This window comes from Alkalihalophilus pseudofirmus OF4, assembly GCF_000005825.2.
Taxonomy (GTDB): Bacteria; Bacillota; Bacilli; order Bacillales; family Bacillaceae_D; genus Alkalihalophilus; species Alkalihalophilus pseudofirmus.
In genome coordinates, this window is sequence record NC_013791.2 from 955348 (window position 1) to 972939 (window position 17592).

General features: G+C 40.2%; 19 protein-coding genes. 18 read left to right on the forward strand and 1 reads right to left on the reverse strand.

The window, feature by feature from the left end; all coding sequences use genetic code 11:
* The first annotated feature begins 8 nt into the window (after positions 1 to 8).
* From BPOF4_RS04750 to BPOF4_RS04835, 18 genes are all read left to right on the forward strand, one after another.
* Positions 9 to 788, forward strand: coding sequence for a 2-keto-4-pentenoate hydratase (locus BPOF4_RS04750; protein WP_012957935.1), 780 nt, complete (start codon positions 9 to 11; stop codon positions 786 to 788).
* A 21-nt stretch (positions 789 to 809) separates the two neighbouring features.
* A complete protein-coding gene (locus tag BPOF4_RS04755; protein WP_012957936.1) occupies positions 810 to 1700 on the forward strand; it encodes an acetaldehyde dehydrogenase (acetylating) in 891 nt (296 codons plus the stop codon).
* A 72-nt stretch (positions 1701 to 1772) separates the two neighbouring features.
* Positions 1773 to 2798 carry a 4-hydroxy-2-oxovalerate aldolase gene (gene dmpG / locus BPOF4_RS04760; protein ID WP_012957937.1) on the forward strand — a complete coding sequence of 342 codons (1026 nt, stop codon included), beginning with the start codon at positions 1773 to 1775 and terminating at the stop codon, positions 2796 to 2798.
* A 12-nt stretch (positions 2799 to 2810) separates the two neighbouring features.
* Complete coding sequence (locus BPOF4_RS04765) at positions 2811 to 3599, forward strand: 2-keto-4-pentenoate hydratase (protein ID WP_012957938.1); 789 nt, start codon at positions 2811 to 2813, stop codon at positions 3597 to 3599.
* Between the two features lie 19 nt (positions 3600 to 3618).
* Positions 3619 to 3816: a 4-oxalocrotonate tautomerase gene (locus BPOF4_RS04770; RefSeq protein WP_012957939.1), complete on the forward strand. Its 198-nt coding sequence runs from the start codon at positions 3619 to 3621 to the stop codon at positions 3814 to 3816.
* 37 nt (positions 3817 to 3853) lie between these two features.
* On the forward strand, positions 3854 to 4678 hold the full coding sequence (locus tag BPOF4_RS04775; RefSeq protein WP_012957940.1) for a DODA-type extradiol aromatic ring-opening family dioxygenase: 825 nt from the start codon (positions 3854 to 3856) through the stop codon (positions 4676 to 4678).
* Positions 4679 to 4958: 280 nt separating this feature from the next.
* On the forward strand, positions 4959 to 6074 hold the full coding sequence (locus BPOF4_RS04780; RefSeq protein WP_012957941.1) for a TRAP transporter substrate-binding protein: 1116 nt from the start codon (positions 4959 to 4961) through the stop codon (positions 6072 to 6074).
* A 13-nt stretch (positions 6075 to 6087) separates the two neighbouring features.
* A complete protein-coding gene (locus BPOF4_RS04785; RefSeq protein WP_012957942.1) occupies positions 6088 to 6594 on the forward strand; it encodes a TRAP transporter small permease in 507 nt (168 codons plus the stop codon).
* Positions 6587 to 7891, forward strand: coding sequence for a TRAP transporter large permease (locus BPOF4_RS04790; RefSeq protein WP_012957943.1), 1305 nt, complete (start codon positions 6587 to 6589; stop codon positions 7889 to 7891). The genes BPOF4_RS04785 and BPOF4_RS04790 overlap by 8 nt, the downstream gene beginning before the upstream one ends.
* A gap of 219 nt (positions 7892 to 8110) precedes the next feature.
* On the forward strand, positions 8111 to 9895 hold the full coding sequence (locus BPOF4_RS04795) for an L-lactate permease (RefSeq protein WP_012957944.1): 1785 nt from the start codon (positions 8111 to 8113) through the stop codon (positions 9893 to 9895).
* A 5-nt stretch (positions 9896 to 9900) separates the two neighbouring features.
* On the forward strand, positions 9901 to 10635 hold the full coding sequence (locus BPOF4_RS04800) for a (Fe-S)-binding protein (RefSeq protein WP_012957945.1): 735 nt from the start codon (positions 9901 to 9903) through the stop codon (positions 10633 to 10635).
* Between the two features lie 7 nt (positions 10636 to 10642).
* A complete protein-coding gene (locus BPOF4_RS04805; RefSeq protein ID WP_012957946.1) occupies positions 10643 to 12103 on the forward strand; it encodes a LutB/LldF family L-lactate oxidation iron-sulfur protein in 1461 nt (486 codons plus the stop codon).
* Positions 12072 to 12767 carry a LutC/YkgG family protein gene (locus BPOF4_RS04810; RefSeq protein WP_012957947.1) on the forward strand — a complete coding sequence of 232 codons (696 nt, stop codon included), beginning with the start codon at positions 12072 to 12074 and terminating at the stop codon, positions 12765 to 12767. The genes BPOF4_RS04805 and BPOF4_RS04810 overlap by 32 nt, the downstream gene beginning before the upstream one ends.
* A 38-nt stretch (positions 12768 to 12805) precedes the next feature.
* Complete coding sequence (locus tag BPOF4_RS04815; protein ID WP_012957948.1) at positions 12806 to 13573, forward strand: FadR/GntR family transcriptional regulator; 768 nt, start codon at positions 12806 to 12808, stop codon at positions 13571 to 13573.
* A gap of 107 nt (positions 13574 to 13680) precedes the next feature.
* On the forward strand, positions 13681 to 14376 hold the full coding sequence (locus BPOF4_RS04820; protein WP_012957949.1) for a YqjF family protein: 696 nt from the start codon (positions 13681 to 13683) through the stop codon (positions 14374 to 14376).
* A 316-nt stretch (positions 14377 to 14692) separates the two neighbouring features.
* Positions 14693 to 14872, forward strand: a complete 180-nt coding sequence (locus tag BPOF4_RS04825; RefSeq protein ID WP_012957950.1) for a hypothetical protein — start codon at positions 14693 to 14695, stop codon at positions 14870 to 14872.
* Between the two features lie 42 nt (positions 14873 to 14914).
* The gene (locus BPOF4_RS04830) at positions 14915 to 16186 is read left to right on the forward strand and encodes an MFS transporter (RefSeq protein ID WP_012957951.1); all 1272 of its coding nucleotides are present in this window, start codon (positions 14915 to 14917) and stop codon (positions 16184 to 16186) included.
* A 13-nt stretch (positions 16187 to 16199) separates the two neighbouring features.
* Positions 16200 to 16397, forward strand: a complete 198-nt coding sequence (locus tag BPOF4_RS04835) for a hypothetical protein (protein WP_012957952.1) — start codon at positions 16200 to 16202, stop codon at positions 16395 to 16397.
* Positions 16398 to 16439: 42 nt separating this feature from the next.
* Here BPOF4_RS04835 and BPOF4_RS04840 read toward each other — a convergent pair whose 3' ends face one another.
* Positions 16440 to 17504 (reverse strand): sulfite oxidase, encoded by a 1065-nt coding sequence (locus tag BPOF4_RS04840; protein WP_012957953.1) that lies wholly within the window; start codon positions 17502 to 17504, stop codon positions 16440 to 16442.
* Positions 17505 to 17592: the final 88 nt, after the last annotated feature.

Sequence of the window (17592 nt, forward strand, 5' to 3'; positions counted from 1 at the left end):
GCTTCTTGATGAGTTCAACAGTCGAATATGCTAACCAATTGCTTCAAGCTGAGAAAAATAGAGCAGGGATTGCTGCCTTAACCGAGCAGAACCCATCATTTTCAACAGAAGATGCTTATGCTGTTCAATTAGAGATTATCAAACAAAAAACAGAAAATGGGCAGACGATTGTTGGTAAAAAAATTGGCCTGACATCAGTGGCGATGCAAAAGCTATTAGGGGTAGATGAGCCTGATTACGGCCATCTCTTAAATGAGATGGTTGTAGAGAATGGGGGCGAGCTTTCATTTGGGAAAGTAATGCAGCCAAAAGTTGAGGGTGAAATTGCTTTTATTTTAAAAGAAGACCTTAAAGGACCTAACGTCACTGCTCTTGATGTAGTTCTAGCTACTGATTATGTACTCCCCGCCTTAGAAATTGTTGATAGCAGAGTGAAAGATTGGAAGATTAAATTACAAGATACAATTGCGGATAATGCCTCATGCGGACAATACGTTTTAGGCGGTAAACCAGTTACTCTCGATCAAGTAGACCTTTCACAGCTTGGTATGGTGTTAATGAAAAATGGTGAAATCGTTAATACGGGAGTAGGAGCTGCTGTCATGGGTCATCCGGCAAATTGTGTAGCTTGGCTGGCGAATAAATTAAGTGAATATGATATTTCTTTAAAAGCTGGAGAAGTGATTTTATCTGGAGCATTATCCGCAGCTGTAAATGCGGAACCAGGAGATACTTTTACAGCTAAATTAGCCCATTTAGGTGAAGTTTCAATAAGCTTCTCTTCCTAATTAACAGTAAAGGAGATTCATATGAGTAAAATAAATGTAGCGATTATAGGGACCGGTAATATAGGAACAGATTTAATGTTGAAATTAGAACGCTCAGACACATTAGAATTAAAAGCATTGATTGGAATTGATCCTGAATCAGATGGTGTTTTTCGTGCGATTGAACGCGGTTACCAAACCTTTACGCACGGTTTAGAAGATTTCTTGCAATCTAATGGGGAGATGGCTGATATCTTTTTTGATGCGACATCAGCCAAAGCTCACGTTCGACATGCCAAATTATTAAAAGAAGCAGGCAAACAAGTACTAGACTTAACACCGGCTGCACGCGGGCCATTTGTTGTTCCCCCAGTTAATTTAGATTCAAATTTAGATGTGCCGAATATTAATCTAATTACATGCGGAGGTCAGGCAACAATTCCGATGGTTCATGCTGTAAATCGAATCTCGCCAGTTGAGTATGCTGAAATTGTAGCTACGATCTCTAGTAAAAGTGCGGGGCCGGGAACAAGAGCTAACATTGATGAATTTACCCAAACGACTAAGCGAGGGATTGAAGAAATTGGAGGGGCTAAACAAGGGAAGGCTATTATTATTTTAAATCCAGCAGAGCCTCCGATTTTAATGAGAGATACGGTATATGCGGTTGTTGAAGAAGGCAAGCTCAATAAAGAGAAAATAAAGGAATCTGTTAATCAAATGGTTACAAGTGTCCAATCATATGTGCCAGGTTACCGTTTGAGGTCTGAGCCGATATTTGAGGGAAATCGAGTAACAATCTTTTTAGAGGTAGAAGGAGCAGGTGATTATTTACCTGAATACTCTGGGAACTTAGATATTATGACTGCAGCAGCTGTAAAAGTGGCTGAAGAACTTGCTTTGAATAAACTTAATAATTCCGCTGTTCTATAAAATGATCCTTGGTACTGTAATCTATTAAATCGTCTTATGAAAGAACTCTTATTATAGAAGGGAAAGGGTAAGATGGCAAAGAATCGAGATCTCTATATAACAGAAGTTGCCTTGCGTGATGGAAGCCATGCGATCGGTCACCAATATACGGTTGAACAAGTAATGAGTGTAGCGCGTTCACTCGATCAAGCAGGGGTTCCATATATTGAAGTGGCACACGGAGACGGCTTAGGCGGTTCTTCTGAGCAATACGGACGCTCTAGAACAAATGAAATGAGTTTAATTGAAGCTGCTGCTTCAGTTTGTACTGATACTAAAATAGCCGTTTTATTAATACCAGGAATCGGTACAAAAAATGAATTAAAAGAAGCAGCTGAGCTTGGTGCAAAAATGGCGCGGGTTGCAACACATGTCACAGAAGCAGATGTTTCTCCTCAACATATTCAACTGGCAAAAGAATTAGGCTTGGAGACTGTTGGCTTTTTAATGATGTCACATATGGCGCCTGTTAACAAATTAGTTGAGCAAGCAAAACTAATGGAAAGCTATGGCGCTGATACGGTGTATGTGGTTGATTCAGCTGGTGCCTTTTTACCAAACGAGGTTCGTGAACGTATTAAAGCTCTTAGACAAAGTCTTTCTATTAATATTGGCTTTCATGCCCATAATAATTTGTCGCTTGCTATGGCTAATACGCTAGTAGCAATTGAAGAAGGGGCCACACGAATTGATGGTAGTGTGAGATGTTTAGGCGCTGGTGCTGGTAATACGCAAACTGAAGTGTTGGTGGCTATACTCGATCGCATGGGAATAAATACTGGTATTGATTTATATGAGATGATGGATTTAGCAGAAAATATTGTAGCCCCAATCTTGCCAAAGCCCCAAGAAATTACTAGAGACAGTCTAGTGATGGGGTATGCAGGGGTCTATTCTAGCTTTTTATTACACGCCCAAAGAGCAGCTAAGCATTTTCACCTTGATGCTCGTGATATTTTAATTGAACTCGGGAAAAGAAAAGTCGTTGGCGGTCAAGAGGATATGATTTTAGATGTAGCAGCAGAAATTGCTAATAAACAAAAAAGCCTTAAGGTTTGATAGGGGGAGCATATGAGCACGATTTCGAATAAAGAGATAGCCAGGTTTTTATTAGATGCTGAATTAGAGAGAAAAGATGTTGTCAGAATTACGTCTGATAAAGTCCCTAACCTTAATGTAGAAGATGCTTATTTAATTCAAGAAGAACTAGTGAAGCTAAAGTTAAAGGAAGGTCACTCTATCGTTGGTCCTAAAATGGGATTAACTAGTCTGGCTAAGATGAAGCAAATGAATGTAGAAGAGCCTATTTACGGTTATATCTTTGATAATATGGTTGTTCCAGATGGTGGCACGATATCTCTTTCTGACTTTATTCATCCCAAAGTAGAGGCTGAAGTTGCTTTTATTTTAGGAAAAGATATTGAAGGGCCATCTATATCGGGTGCACAAGTATTAGCTGCAACAGAGTATGTTTGCCCAGCGCTTGAAATTATTGATAGTCGTTATGAGAACTTTAACTTTACTCTGCCTGATGTTATTGCCGACAATGCTTCTTCTTCAAAGGTTGTTTTTGGAAATACGGTTCGTAAACCAGAAGAGCTTGATCTTGAACTTATCGGGACAGTTTTATCTATCAATGGTGAGATCAAAGATTTAGGAGCGGGGGCTGCTGTATTAGGTCATCCAGCTAATTCAGTTGCGATGCTTGCAAACATGCTTCACCGTAAAGGGGAAAAGCTAACGGCTGGTCAAGTGATTTTAACAGGCGGAATCACGGGGGCGGTTCACCTTTCATATGGCGATTACGTATCAGCTAAACTTGATGGCCTAGGTGAAGTCCATTTTTCGGTAGGAGAATAAGTTAATAAAGGAGCCATTTATGCCAATTATAAATGTAAATATGATGGAAGGTAGACCTAAGGAAAAAGTAGAACAAGTTATAGCGGATGTCACGGAGACGGTCGCGAATACTCTTGAAGTGCCAAAAGAAACAGTTAGAGTACTAGTTACAGAGATCCCTAAATCTCACTGGGGTATTGCTGGAGAATCAGCTGAAAAGAGAAATGCCGCTAGATAGTGGTCAACTACTGAATTAGTGAAAAGGAGGTATTCGGATGACGATAGAGTTAGGTGTTTTAGCTGCTCATGTTCCTAGTATTTGTCATAGAGAAAATGTACCTGAGTTCCAATGGGATATTGTAAAGAAATTAGACGATATTTCGGGTCAGATTAAAGAGCTGAAGCCTGATGCTGTTGTAATTGTTTCCTGTCATTGGCAGTCTACGTTTCATCACTATGTGGATGTATCACCACAACATCAAGGCATCCTGACCGCTTTTGAATGCCCTGATATTATTTCTGATGTGGCCTATGAATATCCAGGGGATCAAGAACTTGGTGAAGCCTTAGTCTTAGCTGGAAAACAAGCTCGTCTTCCAGTTATTGCGGTTAACGATCCTACATATGTGTGGGATTATGGTACAGTAGTACCGCTCCGATATCTCGTACCTAATAGAGATATTCCTGTAGTGAACTTATCGATAACAATGGCTGCAGGTCTCGATGAAACCTATAAATGGGGCGAAGTAATAGGAGAGACATTAAATCAATCGGATAAACGCTATGTGTTTGTGTTTAGTGGAGCTCTTGCTCATAACTTGGTACGAGGACGTCATCATATGCCTACTGTATCTGAGCAGGCTCTAGATAAGCAGTTTATCGACTATGTGATGAATCGAGATATGGACCTTGCAAAAGAAATGCTCCCTCAGTATGCGAAAGTTGCAGGAGTTGAGGGAGGGGGACGTCATTTAGCAATGATGCTAGGGGCGTTAAAAGGTAAGTTCAAGCCAGCTTTTTTAAGTTATGCTCAGTCATCGGGAAGCGGGAATGCCGTTATGACTTTTAAAAATGAGGAAAAATTACAAGGAAGTATATAATCATTTGTATTTTAAAAACGATTGCGCCATCGCAGCAGTCGTTTTTTTGTCTGTAAAAAACACATTTTTCAGATTTATTAGATTTCTTTGATAACGTTCTCTATAGAGGAACGAAGGGATTGTATTAACAACAAAGCTAAATTAGTATAAATGTACTAATAAAGAAGTTGTCTTCCAGGTAATATGAAAGCGGATTCATTTCTGTTCGTCAAATCAACCTTGCTTCTCACAAGTTAATGGAGGGGCAGGCTGAAATAAAAAAATATTAAGGGGTGTCAGGATGGTGAAAGTGAAATCAATTTCAATTGGTAAGTGTTTTATCACATTGCTTCTAGTCACATTTATGCTCATGGTTGTTGGGTGCTCAAATGAAACGGTCACTAATGAGGTTGAAGCAGACACAGGTGCAGAAGTAGAAGAAACAGATGGAGAAGCGGCCCCTTCTGCTGGTAATTCAGTAGAACTGCGCATTTCACACTTTGTTTCTCCGCAGCACGGTCAACATACAAAAGTATTTGAACCATTTAGCGAAGAAGTCGCTGAGTTAACAGAGGGGCGTGTTACAGCTTCCATTTATCCAGGTGCGGCTTTAGGAGCACCAACTGCTCAATATGATATGGCGACTACAGGAGTTGCAGATATTACGTATGCTATTCAAGGTTATACACCAGGGAAGTTCCCACTTAGTTCAGTGGTTGAGTTGCCATTTGTTGCTGAGAATGCTGAAAAAGCTACAAGTATTCTCTGGGATCTTTATAACGAGTTTCCTGAGATTCAAGAAGAATATAAAGAAAATAAAGTACTGTGGTTGTTTGGAATTGATAACGATCAGATCTTAACGACCAATAAAGAAATTAAGACTGTTGAAGACTTACGCGGCCTGAAAATATCAACACCATCTCCTGCATCGAATGCAGTGGTTGAGGCTTGGGGAGCTATTCCGGTGTTTATGCCAATGAATGAAGTATATGAAGCTATGCAAAGAGGAATTGTTGACGGTCGTCTTGGACCATATTCTGCAGTAGCAAATTTTAAATTGAATGAAGTAACCGGATATATTACAGAAGGTGACTTTTATACAACAAACTTTGCTATTACGATGAATAAGCAGGCTTGGGAAAGTTTATCTGAAGCTGATCAAGAGGCGATTAACGGTTTACTGGATAAATACAGAGACTTAGCAGCAGCAGTATATTCAGAGGATGCTGAACTAGGAAAGAAAGCAGCACTTGATTCCGGAGTTGAAGTTACAGAATTAAGTGAAGATGTGAAAGCAGAATTTAAAGAAGCTCTCGATCCAATTCATGAAGCGTGGGTTCAAGAAATGGATGGCGATGGGCTTCCTGGTTTACAAGTGTATGAAGAAGCTATGCGTTTAAGTGATCAATACGAATAGAGGAGGACTTAAATTGTTTAGCAAGGTCATTCATGGTTTAGAAAGAGTCGTACATCCTCTAAATGCAATTGCTCATCGTGTTGCCATGTTGGTCCTTTTTCTTATGATGCTGATTACCTTTATAGACGTATCGGGGCGAATGTTCTCAAAGCCCCTTTACGGTGCTTTTGAGTTAACTGGCTTTGGTTTGGCTTTATTGATCTTCTATAGTCTTGGTTATACCCAATTAAAAAAAGGCCATATAACTGTAAGCTTTTTAGTAGATAAATGGCCTAAAAGAGCCCAGGCAGCGGCCGACATCATTACTCATTTAATATTTTTAACACTAGTAAGTGTGACTACATGGCAAGTCGTACAACAAGCTGTAAGATTATTTAATGGAAATGATAAGACAGCCGACTTAGGAATCCCCATTTATATCATTGCTACGATGGCCAGTATCGGTCTCTTCTTTTTTGCCTTGGCCTTACTATTAGAGCTGTTAAAATCAGTGAACGAGGCGGTGAAAAGACATGAGTAATGAGATCGTTGGAGTAATTGGAATAGGGATCTTATTAGTTCTAATCTTGCTTCGTGCACCTGTCGGCTTATCATTATTATTAATTGGTTTTACTGGATATTCCTATTTAACAAGGTGGGATGTCGGTCTAGCTCAGCTGGGAATGCAAACCTTTAATGTAGCAAGTTCTTATGTGTTAAGTGTCATGCCCTTATTTATTTTAATGGGAATGATCTTATCCTATAGCGGTTTAGGAAAAGATTTATTTGACGGGGTTGATCGATGGTTCGGTCATGTTCGGGGCGGTCTTGCTATGGCTACGATAGGGGCCAGTGCCATCTTTTCTGCTATTTCTGGTTCTGCAAATGCAACAACCGCAACGGTGGCTAGAGTTACTTTACCTGAGATGAAGCGTTATGGTTATAACCCGGGTCTTGCTGCCTCCAGTGTAGCAGCAGGAGGAACATTAGGGATATTAATACCACCAAGTGTGGCACTCATTTTATATGGCGTTCTAACAATGGAGCCAATTGGTCCATTATTAATTGCCGGCCTGGTTCCTGGGATTCTTTGTATGATTGTTTTTATTTTAACAATTTATTTTCAAGTACGTAAGAATCCATTACTTGCCCCAAGGTCTTTAGCAAAGGCTTCTATGAGAGATCAGCTTAAATCACTCATACCTATATGGCCGTTTTTTTTGATTTTCTTCATTAGCGTTGGGGGAATTTACTTTGGTATATTTACTCCGACAGAAGCGGCTGGTGTAGGTGCATTTTCAGCCTTTATATACACAGTTTTAACTAAAAGGTTGAACTGGAAAAAAATGAAAGAGGCATTTGATGAGAGTGCTAGACTGACCGCAATGATTTTTATTATTTTAATTGGAGCAAGTTTGTTTGGTAGCTTCTTAGCAATTACGAAAATTCCATCGACTCTCTCATCCCTAGTGGCAGGATTAGATGTTTCACCCTATGTAGTGTTGGCTATGATTCTAGGTCTCTATTTAATACTAGGCTTGTTTTTGGAAGGGATTGCTATTCAAGTCTTAACTCTGCCGATTGTTTATCCTCTAATTATTAGCCTAGGGTTTGATGGTGTTTGGTTTGCTGTAATGATGGTAATGATGATCAATATTGGCTTGTTAACACCTCCTTTGGGTGTCCTTTGCTACATTATTCATGGAATAGATAAGACAATTCCACTCGAACAAATTTTTAAAAGTGTCATTCCTATGTTAATATCTATGATCCTAATAACAATTCTCTTTATTATCTTCCCGCAAATTATTACCTTCCTTCCTAATTTAATGCAATGAAGAAAAACGAAAGAATTCCTCTCTTCTTTCGTTTTTTATTTTTCATGCAAGCGCCAGGAAGGACGGAAACGCTTAAATCGACCACCTAAATAATTCCAAAAAATAAATTCCCCAACAACTATTGAAAATTCTTAACATTTCAGCTATATTGAAAGCACTTACATATAAGGTCATCAGATGACCGTATGATCAATTTGTGGTATAAAGGGAGGGGCATGAATGAGTTTAGGGATTTTATCGTTATTTGCATTAATACCAATACTGACGGTTTTTTTGTTTCTTGTTATTTTTAGGTGGCCGGCTAAGCATGCTATGCCAATAGCTTTTGTGGTTACCGTACTAATGGCGTTATTTGTTTGGGAAGTGCCGGCTGCACAAATTGCAGCAGCCAGTACAAAAGGTGTGGTGACGGCACTTGAGGTGCTATTTATCGTCTTTGGTGCCGTACTCATGCTGAATACCCTTAAAGAAAGTGGAGCGATTCAAACGATTCGTCAAGGGTTTATTGATATCTCCCCCGACCGGCGGGTGCAGGCCATTATTATTTGCTGGTTGTTTGGATCCTTTATTGAAGGCGCTTCCGGCTGGGGGACACCGGCTGCCGTACTAGCACCTTTGCTAGTTGCAATTGGCTTTCCGGCAATGGCAGCCGTCATGGTAGCCTTGATTATTCAATCTACTCCGGTATCTTACGGGGCTGTTGGAACACCAATCTTAATAGGTGTGCAGTCTGGGTTAACCGGGTCAGATAATGTAGTTCAGGCTGCAGCAAGTCTTGGTATGAGTTTTGAAGAGTATATTCGAATGATTGGCGGTCAAGTAGCTATATTTCATGGGATTGTAGGGCTGTTTATTCCATTAATTATGGTCACGATGCTGACGTTATTCTTTGGACCTAAAAAGTCGCTGAAGGCAGGTATGGAAGTATGGAAATTTGCTCTATTTGCAGGCCTTGCTTTTACCATTCCATATGCACTAGTTGCTAATTTTCTTGGACCTGAATTTCCATCATTATTCGGGGGGTTAATTGGTCTTGCGATTGTTGTACCAGCTGCAAAAAAGGGTTGGTTTATACCTAAAACTAAATGGGATTTTGAACATTCATCTAAATGGGATCCGGAATGGACAGGAACACTGTCAGCTACAACTTTATCAAAAACGACCATTAGTCCGTTAAAGGCATGGCTGCCGTATATTTTAATGGGAGTGTTACTCGTCATTACGCGATTAAATGTCCTTCCGTTTGGCGATTGGCTGAAGCTTGCCAAAATTCATATTGAATCGGTATTTGGAACACAGATTGCTATTGAGAGTACGCCGTTTTTCTTGCCAGGTTTTATTATGGTATTGATGTCCCTATTAGGCTATATCTTATACAGCATGAATCAGACAACGTATGGAACGGCAGTGAAAAATTCAACAAAAATGATTATTGGAGCAGCGCCGGCCTTGCTGTTTGCTGTGCCAATGGTGCAAGTATTTATTAATTCCGGAGTTAACACAACTGGGTATACGAGTATGCCGCTAGTATTAGCTGAGGGTGTCTCGGCATTAATGGGACAAAATTGGCCGCTTGTTGCACCAGCCGTTGGGGCATTAGGAGCATTTGTGGCAGGAAGCAACACGATTAGTAATATGATGTTTGCGATGTTTCAGTTCGGTACAGCTGAAAATGTTGGCATTAATCCGGCAACAATTGTCGCTCTACAAGCCGTTGGCGGAGCGGCAGGAAATATGATTTGTGTTCATAATGTAGTTGCAGCATCAGCTACAGCAGGTCTTGTCGGGCGAGAAGGAACGCTTATACGAAAAATGTTAATACCTACCTTCTATTATGTCTTCTTTGCAGGCGCTGTTGGGTATATAGCTATAAATGGTATTGGCTTAAATATCGGAACATTCATGGCAGCAGTCGTTGTTATCACGATCGTATCCATCATTATAAAAGAGAATCGTAAGGAAAAGACAACAGAAGATCACAGGCAGCAAAAGTTCGGAGGTTGATTTATATGAAAGTTTCATTATTTATTACCTGTTTGGCCGATGTATTTTATCCAGGAGTGGGGAAAGACACGGTTGAAGTATTAGAGAGATTAGGATGCGAAGTGGATTTTCCAGAAAAGCAGACTTGTTGCGGGCAGCCGGCATTTAACAGCGGCTATCATAAAGACACAAAGAAAGTGGCTAAGCATATGATTGAGACATTTGCTCATTCTGATTATGTAGTGATGCCCTCAGGTTCATGTGCATCGATGATTTATGAATACCATGATTTATTAAAAGATGAGCCAGAATGGCAGGTGCGAGCAGAGGATTTGGCGAAAAAAACCTACGAGTTTACGCAATTTCTTGTTCATGTGCTTAAAGTTGAAAAGGTGAATGCCAGCTTACATGCGAATGCAACCTATCATACATCTTGTCACATGACACGCCTGCTTGGGGAGAAAGAAGCTCCTTTTAAACTCCTTGATCAAGTAGAAGGCTTGAATCTGCAGACCTTGCCTAACCGCGAGGCATGCTGCGGGTTTGGGGGAACATTTGCAGTGAAGATGTCACCTATATCTGAACAAATGGTCGATGAAAAGGTTCGTCATATTGAAGAAACGAAGGCGGAGTTATTAATTGGGGCAGATTGCGGGTGCTTGATGAATATTGGCGGACGGATAGAGCGCAATGGAAAGCCGGTCAAAGTGATGCATATTGCACAAGTATTAAACAGCCAAGAATCTGTGAAGAAAGGGTGAATAGTTCATGGCAGTAAAAATAGGCGACCCCAATTTTAATACACGAGTAGAAAAAGGGTTAAAAAATACATTTATGCGACAAGCTGTTACATCCGCTCAAGAACGGCTGAAAATGGCAAAGTCGAAAGCAGAAGATGAGCTCAAAAATTGGCAGGAGTGGCGTAATTTAGCTGAAGAGATTCGCACGCATACGTTAGAAAATATTGATTATTACTTGCATCAACTAAGTGAAAACGTAAGCAATAATGGTGGATATGTTTTCTTTGCGGAAACGGCAGAAGAAGCAAATGCTTATATTAAAGAAGTGGCTCAAAAGAAAAACGCAAAAAAAGTCATAAAATCTAAATCTATGGTGACAGAAGAGATTAGTATGAATGAAGCGCTTGAGAGTGTTGGGTGTGAAGTGATTGAATCTGATCTTGGAGAATATATTCTCCAAATTGATGATCATGACCCCCCGTCTCATATCGTCGCGCCGGCTCTTCATAAAAACAGGGAACAAATACGAGAAACCTTTCAAGAGAAGAAAGGCTACACCAACACGTCTAAACCGGAAGAGCTGACGTTATTTGCAAGAGAGCAGCTGCGCAAAGAGTTCCTTGAAGCTGACATAGGGGTAACTGGCTGTAATTTTGCGGTCGCAGAATCAGGAAGTATTTCACTTGTCACAAATGAAGGAAACGCAAGGCTTGCCACAACTCTTCCTAAAACGCAGATCACAGTTATGGGGATGGAACGTGTCGTACCTACTTGGGAAGAGCTTGATATTTTAGTCAGCATGCTTTGCAGGAGTGCAGTTGGTCAAAAACTGACAAGTTACATTACTGGGCTGACAGGTGCAAAAGCAGAAGGGGACCTAGATGGACCGGAAGAATTTCATCTTGTTATTGTTGATAATGGACGTTCTAATATTCTAGGAACAGAATTCCAATCAGCTCTGAACTGTATTCGTTGTGCAGCTTGTATTAATGTTTGTCCGGTGTATCGTCATGTAGGAGGCCATTCATATGGCTCGATTTATCCAGGCCCGATTGGTGCAGTGCTGACGCCATTATTAGAGGGCTATGATGATCATAAAGAGCTTCCATATGCTTCTAGTTTATGTGCAGCCTGTACGGATGCTTGCCCAGTAAAGATTCCTCTTCATGAACTGCTCGTTAAGCATAGAAGAAATATTGCGGAAGAGAAACGTACGACCCTTTCTGAAACGTTGGCTATGAAGGGATTTGGAATGGTTGCAAGCTCGCCATCTCTCTTTAATATGAGTACAAGAACGGCTCCAATGATGCTCTCACCATTTACGAAGGATGGAAAAGTTTCAAATGGTCCAGGCCCGTTAAAATCATGGACTGATATTCGTGATTTTCCTGAAAGTAAAAAAGAGAGATTCAGAGATTGGTTTAAAAAACGTGAAGGCCAAAAGGGAGGGACACATCATGATTCAACATCGCGAAACATTTCTCAATAACGTAGCCAAGAAGCTCGGACGTGCGAGAAAGACAACAGGAGTTACCCGCCCGGATTATCGTCATAAGCCTCAGTTAGAGGTGATGAAAGATTTCACTCAAGATGAGCTTGTTTCTGTCCTTAAAACACAATGTCTTGCTATTCATACAGATGTCAAGGAAACGAAGCGAGAAACTCTTGTAAGTGCTATTGACGAAGTACTTGATGAGTACCAAGCCGAGTCTGTGATCACGTGGGCTGATTCAAGATTTAAGGAATACGGCCTTAATTCTTTCCAGGAAAGAGATACCGTGGATGTATGGGAGGCAGATGAAAACAGCAAATCTGTTGAAATAGCGGAACGTGCTGATGTCGGAATTACCTTTGCTGATTACACCTTAGCTGAATCAGGTACCGTTGTGTTGTTAAGTGATAAAGGTAAAGGGCGCTCTGTCAGCTTGCTGCCGACTTACTATATCGCAATTATACCTAAGAGTACTCTTGTTCCTCGTATGACACAGGCAACTAGTGCAATCCATGAAATGGCTAAGAAGAGTGGAAGCCGCATTCCTTCTTGCATCAATTTCATATCAGGACCTAGTAATAGTGCGGATATTGAGATGAATTTAGTCGTCGGTGTACATGGGCCTGTCCGTGCCTGCTATATCATTGTAGACGATATGTAAGGATAAGCCAGCCATGATTTAATGGCTGGCTTATGTTGATGGAAGAGGTCTATGCTATAATAAGAGCAATTGAATTGAACGAGGTGCAAGAAATGGCATTTAAACATGTACAAACAAAAAAGGTATCTGAAGTGATTAGAGAGCAGCTCGAGGAAATGATCCGGACGGGTGAGGTGCAGCCTGGTGAGAAGCTGGATTCTGTTGAAAAGCTGGCTAAAGAATTTAATGTAAGCCGTTCGGCTGTCAGAGAAGCACTTAGTGCCCTAAGAGCTGTTGGGTTAATTACGATTCGTCAAGGAGAAGGAACCTTTGTAAATAAATATGATTTTTCTAATATGATTGCACCAGTAGCTGAAAGAAGAATTATTTCTAAACCAGAAATGCTGGAATTGTTTCAAGTGAGAAAAATAATTGAAGTCGGGGCGGCAAGCTTAGCAGCTGAGAATCGAAAAGATAAAGATGTTGAAGCAATGAGAGAGGCTTTAAAAGAGATGGAAGCCGCTTCAGGAGATGAAGATCTGGGGGAGAAGGCCGATGTGAAATTCCATCTAGCTTTAGCTAACGCCACTGGAAACAATATTTTGAAAGATATGATGCAGCAGCTTTCAGATACTTTAGGGAGGACCATGTTTGAGAGCAGAAGAATTGCATTATTTTCGGATCAGCAAACATTTGACCGCCTTCAAGTGGAGCATGAGAAGATTTTAGAGGCGATAGAAAAGAAAGATTCAAATGGAGCTAACCAAGCGATGCTTGAACATTTAATAAATGTAGAGAATACATTAACAGCCTATCATGATAAATAAGAAAGCAAGCAGCACTCATCCCCTTAGATGAGTGCTGCTTTTCTAGTTTAATGATGGGTTTTTAAAGTAATATAAGAAGTAAGGTCATCAAAATGGGAGGCTGAACGATGTTATCAAAATCTCAAAAATCCCTTGTGAAAATGAAATGGGAGAATGTTCTGTTTGCGCATTGGGCATATGATCCACATGTTATACAAGAAAAGCTGCCTAAGGGGATGAAAGTTGATACTTACAAAGGGAAAGCTTATATTGGAGTGGTTTCTTTTCTGATGAATGAGATTCACCCTACAATCTTCCCTGAAAAAGTTAGTTTCTCTATGCCGGAAATTAATGTCCGTACTTATGTAGAGGTAGATGGGAAAAAGGGAGTTCTTTTTTTGAGCTTAGATACAGATAGTAAAATAAGTGTGCTTGGAGCAAATGCTTTTTTTGATATGCCCTATTTTCACTCGGATATTACAATGAAAAGAGAAGGCGATCTTACTTATTTTGAAAGTATAAGAAAGGCAAATCAAGCGGTATTTAAAGGAGAGTATTCCTCCAAAAGCGACGTTTTCGCTGCGCGTGAAGAATCTCTAGAATATTGGCTGACTGAGCGTTATCGGTTATATTCAACAGCAAAAAATGGAGACATTCAATACGGTGATATTAAACATGAACAATGGCCCCTGCAGCAAGCAGGAGTCAACATTAAAGAGAATTCCTTGATCTTGGCCGCCGGGCTGCCTTCTCAAAAAGGAGAACCTCATCTGCTTTATAGTCCAGGTGTGACAGTTGATATTGGGATGATTCAAAAATATTAAAGAATCGCAGACATTTGCTCTGCGGTTCTTTATATTCTTAAAGAAAAATTACTTATCACCTGCCACGCTCGAATATCAGTTATAATATGGAAAGTGAATAAATAAGCAGGTGATTGTGTTTGAAAACAAAATTAACTATATTTCTTAGTATTCTCGTAATTTATAATGGAATCAGGTATTTGGTTTATATTATTAATGGGTCAACACATACATACGATTATGTGATGTTTAGCATTAATGTTCTAGCATTAGTTTTTGTGATTTATTCAATATTAAATGATAGGAAGAAAAGAAATAACAGCTGAGGTGATTCAAAGTGGATGAATTTGCAGGGGCTGCGTTATTTATTATGTTCCCGCTCCTTCTTTTCTTGGCAATCATCCTAACTTTAAGATGGCTTGTCGGAGAAAAATGGAATGAAAAAGAAAGAGAACAAAAACGATTAAAAGAACAGTTGGATCGAATAGAGAAGAAGATTGACCAACTTCTAAAATAAAGAGAAATTTAGAAGAGAGGGCATTCAAGTAGGGGGAGTGGAATGACAAAGAAAAAAGGGATCCATTACAGCTGGATTGTACTGTTTGTTACATTTATTGCCCTGTTATTTGTTCAAGGAGTACGACTATCGTTTGGCGCCTTTATTGAGCCTTGGGAAGAGAGTTTTGAAGCCAGCCGTGCCCAAATTACGTCCGTGTCCCTTGTAAGCTATCTTGTATTTGCAGTCTTGCAGCCATTTATCGGGAGGCTTATTGACCGTATTGGAGTAAAGAGGGTTGTTATTTGGAGTATAGTCGTGGTTGGAGCAGCAATGATCCTAACGGCTTTTGCAACAAAACCTTGGCAGATTGTTCTGTTGTACGGAATCATGGCCTCTATCGGATTTGGAGGAATGTCTAATGTAGTTGGTACGCTTGTTGTTGCGAAATGGTTTACGGTGAAAAAAGGGTTTGCGATGGGAATCATGTCAGCAGGTACGGCAACAGGACAGTTTAGTGTCGTTCCTTTGTCTATTCTCATGATCGAAGCGATAGGCTGGAAGTTGACGGTTATGATTTTAGGAATGATTGTTCTCATTGTTCTCCTTCCAATCATCTTACTCTTATTTAAAGCCTCACCTAAAGAGAAGGGAATCGAACCTTATGGTGGAGCACTTCCTGAGACTGCCCCTGTATCTCCTGGGGGAAACAGTTTAACATCAAAACCAAAAGGTTCGTTCTTTTTACAGAGGCCATTTCTATTTTTATTTTTCTCTTTTTTTATTTGCGGCTTTACAACAGTGGGTTTAATAGATACCCATCTTGTGCCGTTTGCGCAGTATTGCGGATTTACAGCTGCCACAGCAGGGGCAGCTGTTAGTACACTGGCTCTCTTCAATTTTTCCGGAACGATTGTCTCTGGGTATCTATCAGATAAATGGGACAGCAGGTGGATGCTTGGAGGACTTTATGGGCTGCGAGGGTTAACCATTATTATTTTGCTCGTCATCGTTCATGAACAACGTTTTTTCACCTTTTTCTTAGGGCAAACGGAACTTCTGTTTATATTTGCTATTTCATTTGGCATCGTTGATTTTGCCACCGTAGCTCCTACGATGAAGTTGGCTTCAGAGTATGCCGGTAAAACGATTATTGGACTTATGATCGGACTTCTATTTTTTGGCCATCAAATAGGAGCAGCTCTTGGTTCTTTTATTCCAGGAGTATTATTTGATCAATCAGGAAGCTATGATATCACGTTTGTGACAGCGATCATTCTTTGTCTTGCCGCTTCCATTATGTGCTTTATGCTTCCGCGTCCAAAACAAGTGTAGGAGGTTGAAATATATGAATAAAAACATCAAAGTAGGGCTACTGCTTATAACGCTCACGTTCTTTGTTGGAATCCTTCTAGCAGGATCACTTTCTTACTTTAATAGTAAAGAAATTCAGGCAGCTACGGAACAATGCTTCACACACGGCGGCACGCCCTTAGTTGAAATTGATACATTTGTGCTTGGTTATTCATTTTCATGTGAGAAATAAATTGAAAGAGACGCCCTGTCAGGTGCGTCTCTTTTTGTCTTTTTATTCTACTTTTATAGTAACTTGATCAACGGCATTATACCCATAGCCTTTCCGGTTCCAAAAAGGGGTTTCAGGTTGTGTACGCTTATTCGAATCAGTTGCACGGCTCATAATGGTATACTCTTTCTTAGCTGTAAAAGGATAAGTGAGAGACCATTGAGACAGGCTGAACTCCTGACCGTTATCTACAGAAGCAGGCATCCAGCTCTCTCCCCCGTCCACACTGATTTCCACTTTCTTGATTACTCCATCCCCTGTCCAGGCGACCCCTCTGATCGTATGTTTCCCGGTATCTACTATGTCTCTATCTAAAGGATATTGAATCGTTGAATTAACATTGATGGTTGTGACTGGAAAAGCGTCTTCATCATTGTCTTGGTTTGGATAATACATATAATCGATTGTCTGGAAAGGTCCTGCAAAAGATGCTGATATGACCGTTATTTGTTTTACCCATTTTACAGAAGCCATTGCATACCAGCCAGGTACAACTAAGCGGATAGGATAGCCGTGTTTAAAAGGAAGAGGCTGATCATTGTATGAATAAGCGATTAATGTATCAGGATGCAGCGCCTTCTTTAATGGCAGGCTTCGCATGTATGCATACACATTATCTAAATCTGAACGATATCCATCATCATAACCCTCTATGACTACTTCTTGAGAATCAGAATCTATGTTTGCTTTTTCTAATAAAGTTTTAAGGGGGACACCTTTAAAGCGACCAACACTCATCGCTCCTTTTTCCCACTGTTCTCCAAATACTTTAGGCCTGAATAAGCTTCTCTTATTTCCTGCGCATTCCATAACGACTTCCACTGTTTTTGAGGGAAGGGCGAGCAGCTCTTCAATGGAGAAAGCGATAGGTTTTTTTACAGAGTCATTTACGGAAAGCCAGAAGTTAGCATAGTTAAAAGGTGGGTAAGAAAAATGGTTACGTTTATAAAAAAGGGAGGCTGGTGTCTGTTTATTGAAAAGAAAATGTATGGGTGATTCTTGATTTTCAGGGTACAGCTTTTTCGTTGTTAGTGATGGTTTGGCGATGGGGTCGTTCTCATTTGTCATATATTCATCCCCTCCTCATAAGTGTTATGTACATCATATGGATGAAGGTCATTAAATATTCATTTATCCTGAATATGAAAGTAGGTCA